Below are 15,063 nucleotides of genomic sequence, written 5' to 3'. Positions count from 1 at the left end.
AACAACATGAGTACTGTAAAGAGTTATCTATCGCTTATAAAATTTTCGCATACCATTTTTGCATTACCGTTTGCGTTGATTGGATTTTTTTTGGGTTCGCAGAATACAATTTTCAGAACAGAGATTTGGAATTTAAATAAGACAATCGGGTTTGGTACTGATAAAGACATATTTGTGCCATCCGCCTGGAATGAAACAATCGGGATGAAATTTTTGCTTGTTCTTCTCTGCATGATCTTCGCCCGCAGTGCAGCCATGGCCTTCAACCGTTATTTAGACAGAAGCTTTGATGCAAAGAATCCACGTACTGCCATTCGTGAGATACCTGCGGGAATTATTTCGGCCAATAGTGCTTTGCTATTCACCATCGTCAACAGTGTGTTGTTTGTGGTTGCCACCTTCTTCATCAATACACTTTGTTTTGCATTGTCACCGGTTGCGTTATTTGTAGTGCTTGGCTATAGTTATACCAAACGTTTTACTCCGCTTTGTCATCTGGTATTAGGACTTGGTTTATCGCTTGCGCCCATTGGTGCATATCTTGCTGTAACAGGTGCGTTTGCTGTACTGCCAGTATTGTTTTCATTTACAGTTTTATTTTGGGTGAGTGGTTTCGATATCATTTATGCTTTGCAGGATGAAGAGTTTGATAAGAAATATGAATTGAAATCGATCCCTGCATGGTTGGGTAAAGCAAAAGCATTGCGTGCGTCTGAACTCCTGCATGTACTTTCAGCAGCTTGTGTAATTGCAGCAGGTGTATATGGAAATTTTGGATTATTCTATTGGATCGGTGTTGCAGTATTCATCGGTATGCTGATTTATCAACACTCTATCGTAAAACCAGATGATCTGCGTAGAGTGAACATTGCATTTATGACGGCGAATGGAATTGCAAGCGTGGTGTTTGCGGTGTTTGTGATAACGGATATATTTATTTAACGCATTAAACATAGAACGTCACGTCTACGAAGGAGAGGTCTCATAAAATTCAGGCTGTTTAATATTTTAGAGATGTCTCTTTCGTCGACATGACAACTTCCAAATATGGCAAGAATAATGTGCATCGATTACGGCGGCAAACGAACTGGCATTGCGGTAACTGATCCATTCCAGATCATTGCCACCGGTTTAACAACCATCGAAACAAAAAACTTCATTCCTTTTCTGAAAGATTATTTCAGCAAAGAACAAGTGGAACTGATTCTTATTGGTATGCCCACCAATTGGGATGACAGCGACACCCATGCCACGCCGTTAGTGAAACGTGCCATTGAGCAACTGAAGAAAAATTTCCCCAAGATTCCTGTTGAAACGGTGGATGAACGCTATACTTCTAAAATGGCCAAGAATGCCATGCTCGAAATGGGACTCAAAAAAAGTCAGCGTAGGGATAAAAAACTTGTGGATGAGATAGCTGCCACCATTATGCTGCAGGAATACCTGGAGAGGATTTAGGATGGCAGATGTCTGATTTATGATGTATGAGTCTCTGATAGTTACAGGTTCTTACTTTGTGATTTACGAACGCTTGATCGGCTTTGCTTATATTTGCAACTAATTTTTTTATTGAGGTCGGGTTATAAATCATAAATCCGCCATCATAAATCATAAATCGCATGATTCTTCCTATTGTCGCCTACGGCTTTGATGTGCTTCGTAAAACAGCAAAAGACATTACTCCCGACTACCCCGGGTTGGAAAAGTTGATTGCAGATATGTGGGAAACCATGTATTCGTCAAATGGTGTGGGGCTCGCTGCGCCGCAGATCAACCGTGATATCCGGTTGTTTGTGGTGGATAGTGCGCAGATGTTTGCCAACATGGATGAAGAAGAAACGTTGCTGTATCCTGATAAGCCTGGTATCAAACAGGTTTTCATTAATGCACAGGTAGAAGAGTTGTTGGGTGATGATTGGTTGTATAACGAAGGTTGTTTAAGCATTCCCAAGATCCGTGAAGATGTGTATCGTGCTGAAGAAGTAACCATCCGTTACATGGATGAAAATTTTAAGGAACACGTAAATACGTTTGATGGTATCACTGCCCGTGTGATACTTCACGAATATGATCATATTGAAGGAAAACTCTTTATCGATTACCTGAAACCATTGAAACGAAAAATGATCAAAGGAAAGCTTGATGATATTTCAAGAGGAAAGGTGAGTGTGGATTATAAAATGGTGTTTCCGAAATAAAACCTAAACCCCCTCCGCCCCCTGAAGGGGGAACTGCATTGCGCAGCCCACACTATTCAAAATACCTGATTTGTTCAACGGCATCATGAATGCCGATTAAAGAATTAGTGATGATGTGGTAGAACTAAATTTATAGCATTGGATGGAGCACCGTCCCTTCTCTGAAGGAGAAGGGATAAGAGGGATGAGGCTATTCATCTCCCGTTAAATTCTTTGCTTTTGTATACACCCTCCATTTCTCAATTACCTGCTGTATATCTTTTGCCAGTTCACTTTCAAACAACATCCGTTCTTGTGTTTTTGGATGTGTGAAGCCTAATGTTTGTGCATGCAATGCATGACGTGGACAAATGGTAAAACAATTATCTACAAATTGTTTGTACTTGGTATAAACAGTTCCTTTTACAATTCGATCTCCGCCATAGGTATCATCATTGAATAAAGGATGACCAATGTGCTGCATATGCACACGTATCTGGTGCGTACGTCCTGTTTCCAATCGACATTCTACCAGTGTGGTGTAACCGAAACGCTCAAGTACAGTATAATGAGTGATGGCTTCTTTACCATATTCACCATCCGGATATACATCCATGATCTTACGGAAACGTTGATGACGACCTACATGGCCTGTGATTGTTCCGCTATCTTCTTTTATATCACCCCACACCAATGCAACGTACTTCCGTTCTACTGTATGATTAAAAAACTGTTTTGCTAAATGTACGCTGGCCTGTTCAGTTTTTGCCATGATCACCAGGCCGCTTGTATTCTTATCAATACGATGTACCATGCCAAAGCGTGGCAATTCATCTTCTGTTAAATTCGGTTGCTGTTGTTGAAAATGCCACAATGCCCCGTTCACCAATGTGCCGGAATAATTACCGCAGCCGGGATGCATCACCATACCGGGCACTTTGTTTACCAGCATTACAGAATCGTCTTCATATACAATGTTGAGTGGTAGTTCCTCTGCTTTGAGATTGGTATCTTCCGGTGCTGTATCTGTAAACGTTACAATATCATCACCCGGTTTTACTTTGTAGTTTGCTTTAACCGTGTTGTTGTTTACCAGCACCATACCATTTTCAATTCCCCGTTGCACTTTGTTACGGGTTGCACCCTGGATCTTGGTCATCAGGTATTTATCAATACGCAACGGTTCCTGTCCCTGCGTTACCACAAAACGCTTCTTTTCAAACAACTCTTCCGAGCCATCTCCGTTCTCTAATTCACTGTCTTCTTCTAATAATTCTTCGTCGATCATAATCCGCAAAAGTAAGCTCTGTGTTTCATCTGTTCAAATCAAGTAAATTTGCAGGCTATGACACAATTGGTGCAGTTTGAAGATTTGGGGAACATGCCTTACAAGCAGGCCTGGGATTACCAGGAGAGTTTGTTGCAACAGAACTTAAAAGTGAAGAGTGATTTACGTGTTTTAGCCGGTAGCGAAGAAATTCCAGATTCCCAATTCCCAATTCCAACTACAACACACCATCTTCTCTTTGTTGAACACCCTCCCGTTTACACCTTAGGTAAAAGTGGCCACATCGAAAATATTCTGATCAGTGAAGATGAACGTGCAGCTAAAGGAATTGAATATTATCCAACCAACCGTGGCGGCGATATAACTTTTCATGGACCGCAACAGATCGTTGGTTATCCTATCCTTGATCTGGAAAAATTTGAAACTGATATTGGTAAATACTTACGCAAACTTGAAGAGGTAATTATTTTAACCATGGCTGATTACGGTTTGAAAGGTGAACGCAGCAAAGGAGAAACAGGCGTGTGGCTCGATCCTGATATAAAAGGGAAGGAACGAAAGATCTGTGCCATGGGTGTGCGTTGCAGCCGCTGGATCACCATGCATGGCTTTGCATTTAATGTAAATACCGATCTTAATTACTTCAACTACATCATACCCTGCGGTATAGAAAACAAACAGGTGACTTCTTTGGAAAACGAGTTAGGACGTAAAGTTGATTTCGAAGAAGCGAAAGAAAGAGTAAAAAGAAATTTCGAAAAAGTATTTGATGTAAAATTATAACGGCTTGGCGAAGTAGAGCAATGTTTTATGATCGCCAAATATCCATTCGTCTTTTTCCACTTTGTAAACATACATCAGCCATGAATGCCCACCCGATTTTACTTCGATCTGATTATTCACCACGGTAATCGTACAAGGCATTACTTCTGTTTTATCTTTTGAATAAAACGTAAGTTCAGCTGTTGCGGTTTTATCTCCATTATCTTTAATTGATTTGATATAGCGGATCAAAACTGATTCGTTACTAACAGCTCCCGGCTTTGCTCTGCGACGGTACACCGTCCAGTTAATACCGGCAAGATCTGCAAGATTTGGATCCAGCGGCGTATCAAGCACGGGGTCTGTGACGGCATTTTTGCCAAGCGTTTCACGCCAGAAGATATCTTTCTTTGTTAATGTATGTACAGTGCCGTCATCATCTAACAATAATAATTCTGTTTCTGAGATTGCACCAATTGTATAAACATCTGCAGCCGCAACTAATATATTTCCGGGTTCATCAATAAACGCAACACCACGCATGATGGTTTTTGTTCCGTCTCTTGTTTCCACTTTGTCAGCTTCGGTAAAATGCAAATAAATAGTATCACCAATTGGGAGCGCTGATTTATCAGCATCTGTACGTTTTGTTTCCTGCCATCTGCCTTGTAATTGAGCTAAGGTAAAGTTGTAAACAGGGCCTTTTTTTGATGCGGTTGTATTAACGGGATTAACGCCTCTTCTTCCAACACGTTGGGCCGATAAAAATTCAGGAGCGAAAAGCAATATAGCAAGGAGTAAGGGTAAGTACAATTGTTTCATAAATGGGTATGCAGGGGAAGCAATCTGCACGGTGGAGCAAAATACAAAAACAAGGCCATTCTTCAAATAACCTATTAAAAAATTTAATAATCCCTTGTAATCAGGAACTTATTCTTCTCTTTCAGCTTGCCATCTTCAAGCAATTCGAAGTGATACCAGCCCGATTTCATAAAATTGACTTTATCGAGGGTAAGATAGGTGTCGGTTATTTTGGGAATAACAAACAACTGTGAGCCGTTTTCCTTCAGAAACCTTACGCTGTATTTTTTAGATAATGCATCGGGTAAACGAATGACAGGGTTGCCATCGTCACCTGTAAAAATATATACCGAGGGAACCCAAACTGGTTTGGGTGCAACGTATGGCTTATCTTCTTTTTCAACTTCTTTTTGCGGTTGAACAGGTTTGTTAGTTGGCGCTTTTACTACTACTGTTGTTGAAGAAGTATCGATCGTTAATTTTCTCGAAGGTGTAAATACATAGTTTGAACCTTCGAATAAAATAAAGATGCGGTAATACCCACTATCGTTTTTGGCTGTTTTATCAACATAGGTGTACGATTTGCTGCCGGTGTTAGGCACAGAGTGAATGGTGCTGAAGTTTCGTAAACTGTCTTTTGAACGTTGAATATTGATCTGTGATACATTTTTAAATGTACTGATCCAGCTAAGCACAATTTCACCATTCATTTTTTTTACTGCATTGAATTTAGGAAGCGTGTCCTGTTGTGCCATTGCAGATGAGGCAATAAAAAGAAGCAGAATGGGTAAGATCAGTTTGTTCATGGAATTGATGTGCGTTCTGTTGATTGTTCTCTGATTGCACAAATATAGTGCCGTTCAGAATAATAACGTTCCGGATGGCAAACTGTTGTTTCCCTGTAAACCGCCTGAGTGAATGACCAATAGTTTACCGTCATCTGAAAAATAACTTTCTTCTGCTAAAGAAATAACAGCCTGCATCAATTTACCTGTGTACACAATATCGGTAGGGATGGATGTTTTTTTATAAAATGAATTCATAAAATTGAATAATGATTCATCAGTTCGGGCATAACCTTTACCTGCGAAATCAAACATGATCATTTGTTTTGCAGCAGACGAAACAGCAGCATGTTGCTGCATAAATTGTTCCTGTTCACCGGCTTTTATTTTCAGTGCCGGTATACCGATCACCGTTTGTGATCTGTTGGCAGCAGATGCAATTCCTTTATATGTTGTGCCTGTTCCCATAGAACAAACGATATGTGTGAATTCATCTGCTGCGTGTATGTGTTGCAATATTTCCTTACAACCTTTCATTCCCATTTCATTATTTCCTCCTTCAGGAACAAAGAATAAATGTGGATGTTGCATGATGATTTTCTGAATCGCCTCATTGGTTGAGGCATAATCATCACGGCTTACAGAAATTAATTTCATGTTATGTTTTCTGCAAAACGAAAGTGTAGGATTCAGCGGCTCTATTAGTTCGCCCCGCACAAGACCCACCGAAATCATGTCTAGTTCATTGCATGCAAATGCTGTTGCAGCCAGGTGGTTGGAGTAGGCGCCGCCCATCGTAATAATGCCCTCCTTATTCTGTTTAGTTGCTTCCGCCAGGTTATACTTCAGTTTGAAATATTTGTTGCCTGAAATGAAAGGGTGTAACAGATCAAGCCTTGCAACAGTAAAGCAAAAAGAATTCCCATTTTTGAGTGGCCATTCTACTGTATTATTTGAAATTATTCGTGGTATCGTTTGCATGATGTAACGGAACAATTGTTTCCTATCTTCGCACCGCTCAAAAATAAACGAATACATGCAACCTACATTATTGATTCTTGCGGCAGGTATGGCCAGTCGCTATGGCAGTATGAAACAGATGGAGGGCTTTGGCCCCGCAGGCGAAACAATTATGGACTATTCCATTTATGATGCTATACGTGCAGGTTTTGGAAAAGTGGTATTTATCATTCGAAAAGATTTTGCTGATAATTTCAAAGCGGTGTTCGAACCAAAGCTGAAGGGCCGCATTGAAATTGATTATGTATATCAACAGCTCGATTCATTAACCAACGGATATCCAGTTCCCGCATCAAGAACAAAGCCTTGGGGAACGGCCCATGCAATTCTTTGTGCAAAAGATGCCATCAACGAACCGTTTGCAGTCATCAATGCTGATGATTTCTATGGCCGTGATGCCTTTGAAAAAGCATATACATTTTTAACTACTGCCTGCAGTCCAAAACAGCAATCAATCATTGGATACGAACTGGCAAGAACGTTAAGTGCAAACGGTACAGTGAGTCGTGGAGTGTGCGATGTTGATGGAGAGAATAATCTTGTAAGCATTTCAGAACGTACCAAGATCTATGCTGAAGGCGAAAAAATTGTTTATGAAGATGCTGCCGGTAAACATGAAGTACCTTACAACTCCAGTGTGAGTATGAATTTCTGGTGTTTTGATGCATCGATTTTCAAATTGACTGAAGATCTGTTCGCAACATTTCTGAAAGAACATGGTCAGGAAGAGAAATCAGAATTCTTTATTCCGATTGTTGCAGATACATATATTAAACAGGAGCTTGGTGTGGTGAAAGTGATTCCAACATCTTCCCAATGGTTTGGTGTTACATACAAAGAAGATGCACCGGGAGTGCAGAAAAGTGTAGATGATCTTGTTGCTGCCGGCGAATATCCTTCTTCGTTATGGAGTTAATTAAAAAAGTAATTTAAGAATAGGGGGCTGCTTACATTGTAAGCAGCTTTTTTATTGGATGATCAATATGCCTGTTTGTACTTTCTTGTTTTTCTTTAAAATGCGGTAATAATGAATTCCCTTCTGTAATCCCAAAAGCGATACCTGTTCAGGATAGTCTTTGAGCTGTTTTTGCAACACAACCCGACCGTAATTATCAATAAGCTGAAAGATCACATCATCATCCTGTTCAGTAAGGACCGTAACAAAGCCGTTTGCTAAGGCAGGGTTAGGATAAACAACAGCAACTTTATTTGATGTAAAGAAAAGACTGGCTGTATCGGAAATGAACTTTCTTCCATCACTAAGCTCAATAATTGCCCGGTATAAATTAGTACCTGCAATTAATGTTTGATCTGTAAACTGGTAGAGTGTTTTATTTGCTGAAGGTTGCTTGTCTAACAGTGAAAAACCATTTGCTAAGTATTTTTCAAAACTGATTGATCTTATATTGTACGTGGTACTTAATAAAAGCGACAGTGCTCCTTTGTTATCGGCTGTAAGATCTGCAATAAAGCTCCTGGTATAACAAGCTGAGCCTTGCTGCTCATAGTTGAATGTATAACTTCTTAAAGCTTCTTTGCCTGATAATAACGGTGTAACAGAATAATGTAATGATGGATTTGATTGCTTTGAAAGCACAACAAATGTGTCAGCAGTAATCAATGATGGCTCCATGTACTTTGCTCCCAATTTCGAAATGCGGTAACCTGTTGCTCCCGTAACGGGTGGCCATGCAATTAAAAATGAATCAACGCAGTTAAAACCAACAGAGGTAAAGGGACGTTGCGAAATCGTAAATGTATCTGATGTGAATGTTGTATTTGCTATAGATAACCTCAGCAATGCCCTGGCAGTAATATTGGGAGTTAGAAGTTTGTAGTATCCTTTCGTCACATCAACTTGTGGAGATATCGTTTGCCAGCTCGTTCCGTTATCAGTGCTTAATTCAAGAGTTCCTGTTGTATTTGCAAAACCTGATTGAAAACGTATCACGTTTGTCTGGTTGGGAAATAAATGATCAGAAGCAGTAGGGAAGTGCCAGCTGAACGTATCAATGGTATCGAGTTGGTAAGCGATTGCAAAATTTTGTGAGCCTGCCGGAATAGAAAATCCCTTTACAGTAATTGTATAATCGCCAACTGCAGGATTATCAACTGTGATCTGTTCAACCACATTTAAACTGTCACGCTTTCGGGTTGGTAATTGTTGTAAGGCAACAACAGTTGGTGAACTGTTGAGCACCCAGGGCAACCAGCTTGTATTACTCGTTATGTGTGTTAACTCAAGATCAAGATCATTGATCAATGCTTTCGTTGTGTTTGGTGCTGCCTGAGGATCGTTCCATACCAATGTTAATTTCAGTTGTTTGATGTTAGCAGGAATGCTAACTGTAAATTGTTGTTGAGTGTTTGCGGTAACAGACCCAAGCAAAAATTGTCCGTTTGAGATGGTTTCAACTGCATGTAGTCCATTTACACTTCCATAGCCCGATTTAAAATCAATGCCGGTTGTCTCCACATCATCAGCACTGTTTAACAATACTGCTTTGATCAATGAAGCAGGAGCAGCTGTATTGTTATGCTGTTGTTTATAAATATGATGAAGTACCCCGCCAATACCTGATACCAACGCAGCAGCACCTGAACTTCCATCTTCGCCAAACGCAACCAGTTCTGGTTTTACCCTGCCATCAAATGCAGGACCTTTTGAACTGGGGATTAACACCGTGCCAAATGAATCAATATGCCCAACGGTGATAATGTTTTTGGCATGTTTAAAATTTCCAGTGAGGTTAGAGTAACCCGATAAATTGATATACGTTCCCGTTGGTGCAGCTTGTGAACCCGAATTACCTGCAGAAAATACGTGCAATAAAGATGGGTTATTAATAACAGATGCATCATAACCTGCAGCTTCAGCGCCATAATAACTTTCAACAACTGTTCCGTAAGAATGATTCTGTAACAACACCGATGAACCATTGTAATAAGTATCAGGCTCAGGCAACAGATTTTGAAAACTTGCTGAACTGAGATTCGTTCCCCATGCCGCACCTTTTGTATTATACCAGGTGTTACCGCCTCCTGCCATCATGGTGGCCATGATGCTTGCATGATTGCTTCCGGTTGTTGAAGCAAATGCTGAGGGAAGAATACGTCCTTTCAGATCAATATCTGTTGTATCAAACTTTTGCTCTTTTACCGACAGATGAATTGAATTGCCATTATATAAGGGGTAACGATGTTGAATGGTGGAGATACGGTTCACAGCATAATCAACAAAACCAAACAACAATTCTTCTTTTGCTTTTTTCTTTGTATCGATAGCGAGAAGAAGTGATTCAGTTGCTATTTTTTCTAACTCGTTCCAGTAACATTCAACCACCACAATTTTTGCAGGTGTGTACATGGAAACGAGTTGAATCGATTTGTTTTTTTGTATGAGTTTTTCAAACTGTTTAAGATCTGCAACTGCAACTGTATACAAACCTTTGCCGGTTGGTTTTGAAAAACGCATTTGCTCCTTTAACAAAGGTGATAACTTATCCACAATTTTTTTGTCGGTTACCTGTGCGCCTGCAATAATGGTCAATAAAAAAAATATAGAACACAGGATGGTTCTCCATTTTATTGTCTCACAAAAGAATGAATTGATTGAATAAAATCTCATCGTGTATAAATCTCCTTAAAAAAAATAAAACTTAAGCTTTAATTATTATTTGTGTAAACTTTCTTAGTGTTTTTACTTTTTGTTGAACGATGCCGTTTGTTTGCAACACTGCTGCAATGATCACTTGTTTACAGGTTATAAAAATAAATAATTTAAAGTGTCAATCATTTTTCAACCTAAACACAAGTTAAACATGAGAAAAATTGTTTTTGTTTTCATCGCTGTGTCATTTTCAGCGTTGTTTATCGTAGCCTGTAAAAAAGCTGCCAAAGAAACTGTAAACACTGAAGTGTCGCAGGATGTATTAAATCAAATTGCTGCACAGGGATTCTCAACTGAAGGAGTTGTGCAGACTGATGCTGGTTATTTAGTGGAAGGAGATATTCTTCTTACTGATGAAAACCTCCGGCATACGCCAACTTCAAACGAATTGATCTATGCGAATGAAGAACATTACCGTACCACTTACCTGGTAACAGGATTGCCAAGAACAATTACGGTGAAACTCAACACAACGCAATCAAATTTTGTATCTGCAACCGATGAAGCTATCCGTCGTTACAATGCATTGGGTTTACGCATCCGTTTTCAGCGTGTAACCGGTTCAACTTCTGCCAACATTAATATTGTTACCTATTACCAGGTAAGCAATACATTAGGCTCTGCAGGTTTCCCAACTAGTTCGGGTAACCCATACAGTCAGATCCAGATGAATACCTATTGGTATAATTCGGGAGTTGCTGTAAATGCATTGGCTACAACCATTGCACATGAAATGGGTCATTGCATCGGGTTTCGTCACACAGATTATATGAACCGTTCATATAGTTGTGGTGGTTCTGCATACAACGAAGGTTCAGCAGGTGTGGGTGCCATTTATATTCCGGGTACACCATCTGGTCCAAGTGCCGGTTCATGGATGCTGGCTTGCGGAAGCACATCATCTTCATTTAACCGTCCGTTCACAAGTGCCGATCAAACAGCATTGAATTACGTTTATTAATCGATGTGTATTTTATACTTAAAGGCATCCTGTAAAGGATGCCTTTTTTATGGAGAGATAGCTATACGTAGTTTTACGGTAGTAGGTATCCCTTGAAACTTCAATTATTTTGTTTAATTTAAGAGTCAATTCTAAACCTAAACATTTAAAACATGAGAAAGCTATTTTCGATCATTGCTGTTGTTTCATTTTCAGCATTGTTTATTGTTGCCTGTTCAAAGGCGTCCAAAGAAGATGTGCAAACCGAAGTTTCGCAGGATGTGTTAAACAGTATTGCAGCCTTGGGTTTCTCTACGAGTAACGTAATTGCAGCTGATGGAGGTTATGTTGTTGAAGGAGATATTTTCTTAGATCCAAAAGATCTTGCTGCTTCAAGGCCAACTTCCCCCCGTTTAATTATTGCTCAGGAAGAGCAGTACCACACCTTTAATCTGGTTAGTACTCCCAGAGCAATTACAATAAGTGTAAGTGGAACTGTTAGTGCTGCTTTTTCAACTGCAGTAAACAATGCAATCGCACGTTACAATGCTGAAAACCTTGGTCTGACGTTTTCCCGAGTAGCAAGTGGTGGAAATATTAACATACGTATTGTTAACACAGGCCAGTACATTGCGTCGGCAGGTTTCCCAAGCGGGGGTAATCCATACAATGAAATAAAGTATGCAAAAAAGTATACAACTGGTTTTAGCGATGGTTTCATGACAACTGTAGTTGCACATGAGTTAGGTCATTGTATCGGCTTCCGTCATACAGATTATATGAACCGTGCTTACAGTTGCGGTTCAGGCGGTAATGAGGGACAATCAACAACAGGAGTTGGTGCTGTGCATATTGATGGTACACCAACAGGTCCTGATCCTGATTCATGGATGTTGGCATGTTTAAGCGCATCAACAAATCGTCCGTTTAACACTAATGACAAAAAGGCTTTAGGATATTTATACTAATAATGACTTAGTAGTGTATTTAAACACTCTCAATTTTGAGAGTGTTTTTTTATGTCATTGCATTAATTCATTTTCATTTAAAAAAAAGAATAAACAGCAGATATCCTTTGTCGGATTTTTCTTTATATTGAAGTTTCGATTTTTAAACCTAAACAATTATCAAGCATGAAGAAAATGAAAATGGCATTTGTTGCCGCAATTTCGATGTCCGTACTTTTTGTTTCCTGTCAAAAAGATGTAAAGACAACCAAAACTGAAGTTTCACAGGAAGAATTAAACCAGATCGCCGCTATGGGTTTTTCAACTGATGGTGTAATGATTGAATCGGATGGTTTTATTGTAGAAGGTGATATTTTCATCCCACGTGCCGATCTTGGTAAAGTATCAACAAGTCCCAATCTTGTTGTTGCCAGTGAAGAGCAGTACCGAACAACCAACCTTGTTACAGGCTTGCCACGTACAATTACAGTACAGGTTAGCAGCAGCTTGCCTGCAGCTTATGTAACAAACACTGATGCAGCCATTGCACGGTACAATGCATTAGGATTAACGCTCACATTCCAGCGTGTTTCATCAGGTGGAGATATTGTTATTTCTCCTGCACCGGCAGGAGCAGGTTATCTTGCTTCTGCAGGTTTCCCAACCTCAGCAGGTAATCCTCACAATTCAATCTTGGTAAACCGTTCTTATATGGACACATGGAATACGAATACCGTGGTGTCTATTCTTGCACACGAGATGGGGCATTGCATTGGCTTCCGCCATACTGATTATATGAATCGTCAGTATAGCTGTGGTGGCAGAAGATACAACGAAGGTGCAAGCACTGTTGGAGCTATACATATTCCAGGTACGCCTACAACTGCTGATCCGAATAGCTGGATGTTGGCTTGTATTGGAAATGGTGTAAACCGTCCGTTTAACGCTAATGATGTAATAGCATTAGGTTACTTATATTAATAGTAGTGTAAGTAAATGAATAAAGAAAAGCCCCCGATCTTATCGGGGGCTTTTCTTTATTTGCGGAAGTTCTTGTATAAGTTGATGAGTGAATTCGTAGACGCATCATGCGATGATACCGTATCATCAGTTATCAATTCAGGCAGAATTTTATTGGCTAATTGTTTACCCAATTCAACACCCCACTGATCGAAGCTGTACACATTCCAGATGACACCCTGTACAAAGATCTTGTGTTCATACAACGCAACTAATTCACCTAATGTGAATGGTGTGATCTTCTTCAATAGAATTGAGTTAGTGGGTCGATTCCCTTCAAACACTTTATAAGGAACCAGTTCTTCTTTTACGCCTTCAGCAATTACTTCTTCTTTTGATTTACCGTTCATGAGTGCTTCTGTTTGTGCAAAGAAATTACTCATGAGTTTTGGATGATGATCGCTCAGCGGATTATGACTGATGGCCGGTGCTATAAAATCAGCAGGGATTAAATGCGTGCCCTGATGAATTAATTGATAGAATGAATGCTGACCATTGGTGCCAGGTTCACCCCAAATGATCGGGCCTGTGCTGTAATCAACTTTATTACCACTCCGATCAACATACTTTCCATTACTCTCCATGTTGCCTTGCTGAAAATAAGCAGCAAAGCGATGCAGGTATTGATCATAAGGAAGTATTGCTTCACTCTTTGCATCAAAGAAGTTGACATACCATGTGCCCAGCAAGGCCATGATCACCGGAATATTCGTTGCAAATTTTTCAGTACGGAAATGTTCATCGGCCTGGTAAGCACCTTTCAATAATTCTTCAAAGTTGTTGTAGCCGATCGTTAATGCAATGGATAAACCAATGGCACTCCACAAACTGTAACGACCGCCAACCCAATCCCAGAACTCAAACATGTTCGCCTTATCAATCCCAAACTTCACCACATCTTTTTCATTGGTTGATAATGCAGCAAAATGTTTAGCCACATGTGCTTCGTCTTTCGCATGTTCCAGGAACCAATTTCTTGCACTGTGTGCATTGGTCATGGTTTCCTGTGTGGTAAATGTTTTGGAAGCAATGAGAAAGAGTGTTTCATCAGGTGTAACCTTCTTAAAGGTCTCAGCAATATGTGTTCCGTCAACATTACTTACAAAATATGTTTCAATACCTTCCACCCAATAAGGTTTTAATGCTTCGGTGATCATCACGGGGCCAAGATCACTTCCGCCAATACCAATATTGACAATGTATTTTATTTTCTTGCCGGTATATCCTTTCCATTCACCACTATGAATATTGGCGCAGAAGTTTTTCATCTGCTCCAATACACGTTGAATATCCGGCATCACATTCTTTCCATCAACCAAAACTTCTTTACCGGAGAAATTACGAAGTGCAGTATGAAGTACAGCTCTTTTTTCAGTATGGTTGATCACATCGCCCGCAAACATTTTATCAATTGCTTCTTTCACCTTGCACTCATCAGCCAGTTGCAACAGCAACTGCATGGTTTCTTCCGTGATGATATTCTTTGAATAATCAAACACCATGTCATTTTCACAAGTGCTGAATTTTTGAAAGCGATTGGCATCTGCTTTGAACAGATCACGCATGTGCACTTTTTTCATTTGTGCAGCATGTGCAGTCAATTGTTGCCAGGCCTTGGTTGTAGTTGGGTTAATCGATGAGAGCATGTTGAGT

Annotated in this window: 14 protein-coding genes; 8 read left to right on the top strand and 6 right to left on the bottom strand. The window is 39.9% G+C overall.

Going from position 1 to position 15,063, the window contains the following annotated elements:
• Positions 1 to 6 precede the first annotated feature (6 nt).
• The 3 genes from H4075_RS14285 (at position 7) to def (ending at position 2,198) form a co-directional block, all read left to right on the top strand.
• Positions 7 to 942, top strand: a complete 936-nt coding sequence (locus H4075_RS14285; RefSeq protein WP_182801508.1) for a UbiA-like polyprenyltransferase — start codon at positions 7 to 9, stop codon at positions 940 to 942.
• Between the two features lie 105 nt (positions 943 to 1,047).
• Complete coding sequence (gene ruvX, locus H4075_RS14280; RefSeq protein ID WP_182801507.1) at positions 1,048 to 1,458, top strand: Holliday junction resolvase RuvX; 411 nt, start codon at positions 1,048 to 1,050, stop codon at positions 1,456 to 1,458.
• A gap of 161 nt (positions 1,459 to 1,619) precedes the next feature.
• Positions 1,620 to 2,198: a peptide deformylase gene (gene def / locus H4075_RS14275; RefSeq protein WP_182801506.1), complete on the top strand. Its 579-nt coding sequence runs from the start codon at positions 1,620 to 1,622 to the stop codon at positions 2,196 to 2,198.
• A 190-nt stretch (positions 2,199 to 2,388) separates the two neighbouring features.
• Here the strand turns inward: def and H4075_RS14270 are convergent, their stop codons facing one another.
• Positions 2,389 to 3,465: an RluA family pseudouridine synthase gene (locus H4075_RS14270; RefSeq protein ID WP_182801505.1), complete on the bottom strand. Its 1,077-nt coding sequence runs from the start codon at positions 3,463 to 3,465 to the stop codon at positions 2,389 to 2,391.
• 57 nt (positions 3,466 to 3,522) lie between these two features.
• Between H4075_RS14270 and lipB the strand changes: the two genes are divergently transcribed.
• Positions 3,523 to 4,248, top strand: coding sequence for a lipoyl(octanoyl) transferase LipB (lipB, locus tag H4075_RS14265; protein ID WP_182801504.1), 726 nt, complete (start codon positions 3,523 to 3,525; stop codon positions 4,246 to 4,248).
• Here lipB and H4075_RS14260 read toward each other — a convergent pair.
• From H4075_RS14260 to H4075_RS14250, 3 genes are all read right to left on the bottom strand, one after another.
• The gene (locus tag H4075_RS14260; protein WP_182801503.1) at positions 4,243 to 5,049 is read right to left on the bottom strand and encodes a hypothetical protein; all 807 of its coding nucleotides are present in this window, start codon (positions 5,047 to 5,049) and stop codon (positions 4,243 to 4,245) included. The two genes, lipB and H4075_RS14260, sit on opposite strands and share 6 nt — an antisense overlap.
• An 83-nt stretch (positions 5,050 to 5,132) precedes the next feature.
• Positions 5,133 to 5,834 (bottom strand): hypothetical protein, encoded by a 702-nt coding sequence (locus H4075_RS14255; RefSeq protein ID WP_182801502.1) that lies wholly within the window; start codon positions 5,832 to 5,834, stop codon positions 5,133 to 5,135.
• 54 nt (positions 5,835 to 5,888) lie between these two features.
• Positions 5,889 to 6,851: a 1-aminocyclopropane-1-carboxylate deaminase/D-cysteine desulfhydrase gene (locus tag H4075_RS14250; protein ID WP_182801501.1), complete on the bottom strand. Its 963-nt coding sequence runs from the start codon at positions 6,849 to 6,851 to the stop codon at positions 5,889 to 5,891.
• On the opposite strand from H4075_RS14250, the gene H4075_RS14245 reads away from it, so the two are divergent.
• The gene (locus tag H4075_RS14245) at positions 6,850 to 7,749 is read left to right on the top strand and encodes a nucleotidyltransferase family protein (protein WP_182801500.1); all 900 of its coding nucleotides are present in this window, start codon (positions 6,850 to 6,852) and stop codon (positions 7,747 to 7,749) included. The two genes, H4075_RS14250 and H4075_RS14245, sit on opposite strands and share 2 nt — an antisense overlap.
• A gap of 51 nt (positions 7,750 to 7,800) precedes the next feature.
• Here H4075_RS14245 and H4075_RS14240 read toward each other — a convergent pair whose 3' ends face one another.
• Positions 7,801 to 10,383, bottom strand: a complete 2,583-nt coding sequence (locus H4075_RS14240) for a S8 family peptidase (RefSeq protein ID WP_182801499.1) — start codon at positions 10,381 to 10,383, stop codon at positions 7,801 to 7,803.
• A 271-nt stretch (positions 10,384 to 10,654) separates the two neighbouring features.
• On the opposite strand from H4075_RS14240, the gene H4075_RS14235 reads away from it, so the two are divergent.
• The 3 genes from H4075_RS14235 (at position 10,655) to H4075_RS14225 (ending at position 13,371) form a co-directional block, all read left to right on the top strand.
• Positions 10,655 to 11,464, top strand: coding sequence for a M57 family metalloprotease (locus H4075_RS14235; protein WP_182801498.1), 810 nt, complete (start codon positions 10,655 to 10,657; stop codon positions 11,462 to 11,464).
• Between the two features lie 152 nt (positions 11,465 to 11,616).
• Positions 11,617 to 12,411: a M57 family metalloprotease gene (locus tag H4075_RS14230; RefSeq protein WP_182801497.1), complete on the top strand. Its 795-nt coding sequence runs from the start codon at positions 11,617 to 11,619 to the stop codon at positions 12,409 to 12,411.
• A 165-nt stretch (positions 12,412 to 12,576) separates the two neighbouring features.
• Positions 12,577 to 13,371, top strand: coding sequence for a M57 family metalloprotease (locus tag H4075_RS14225; protein WP_182801496.1), 795 nt, complete (start codon positions 12,577 to 12,579; stop codon positions 13,369 to 13,371).
• A 56-nt stretch (positions 13,372 to 13,427) separates the two neighbouring features.
• Here the strand turns inward: H4075_RS14225 and pgi are convergent, their stop codons facing one another.
• Positions 13,428 to 15,056 carry a glucose-6-phosphate isomerase gene (gene pgi / locus H4075_RS14220; RefSeq protein WP_182801495.1) on the bottom strand — a complete coding sequence of 543 codons (1,629 nt, stop codon included), beginning with the start codon at positions 15,054 to 15,056 and terminating at the stop codon, positions 13,428 to 13,430.
• Positions 15,057 to 15,063: the final 7 nt, after the last annotated feature.

This window comes from Lacibacter sediminis (assembly GCF_014168535.1).
GTDB lineage: Bacteria > Bacteroidota > Bacteroidia > Chitinophagales > Chitinophagaceae > Lacibacter > Lacibacter sediminis.
Note: the sequence above shows the minus strand (reverse complement) of the source record. Positions and strands in the feature narration are given on the sequence as shown.

Excerpts from the sequence above, each read along its gene's own strand:
- H4075_RS14270 (WP_182801505.1), bottom strand. The coding sequence starts at position 3,465 with ATGATCGACGAAGAATTATTAGAAGAAGACAGTGAATTAGAGAACGGA.
- lipB (WP_182801504.1), top strand. The coding sequence starts at position 3,523 with ATGACACAATTGGTGCAGTTTGAAGATTTGGGGAACATGCCTTACAAG.
- pgi (WP_182801495.1), bottom strand. The coding sequence starts at position 15,056 with ATGCTCTCATCGATTAACCCAACTACAACCAAGGCCTGGCAACAATTG.
- H4075_RS14235 (WP_182801498.1), top strand. The coding sequence starts at position 10,655 with ATGAGAAAAATTGTTTTTGTTTTCATCGCTGTGTCATTTTCAGCGTTG.
- H4075_RS14225 (WP_182801496.1), top strand. The coding sequence starts at position 12,577 with ATGAAGAAAATGAAAATGGCATTTGTTGCCGCAATTTCGATGTCCGTA.
- H4075_RS14245 (WP_182801500.1), top strand. The coding sequence starts at position 6,850 with ATGCAACCTACATTATTGATTCTTGCGGCAGGTATGGCCAGTCGCTAT.
- ruvX (WP_182801507.1), top strand. The coding sequence starts at position 1,048 with ATGGCAAGAATAATGTGCATCGATTACGGCGGCAAACGAACTGGCATT.
- H4075_RS14285 (WP_182801508.1), top strand. The coding sequence starts at position 7 with ATGAGTACTGTAAAGAGTTATCTATCGCTTATAAAATTTTCGCATACC.
- H4075_RS14250 (WP_182801501.1), bottom strand. The coding sequence starts at position 6,851 with ATGTATTCGTTTATTTTTGAGCGGTGCGAAGATAGGAAACAATTGTTC.
- def (WP_182801506.1), top strand. The coding sequence starts at position 1,620 with ATGATTCTTCCTATTGTCGCCTACGGCTTTGATGTGCTTCGTAAAACA.
- H4075_RS14260 (WP_182801503.1), bottom strand. The coding sequence starts at position 5,049 with ATGAAACAATTGTACTTACCCTTACTCCTTGCTATATTGCTTTTCGCT.
- H4075_RS14230 (WP_182801497.1), top strand. The coding sequence starts at position 11,617 with ATGAGAAAGCTATTTTCGATCATTGCTGTTGTTTCATTTTCAGCATTG.
- H4075_RS14255 (WP_182801502.1), bottom strand. The coding sequence starts at position 5,834 with ATGAACAAACTGATCTTACCCATTCTGCTTCTTTTTATTGCCTCATCT.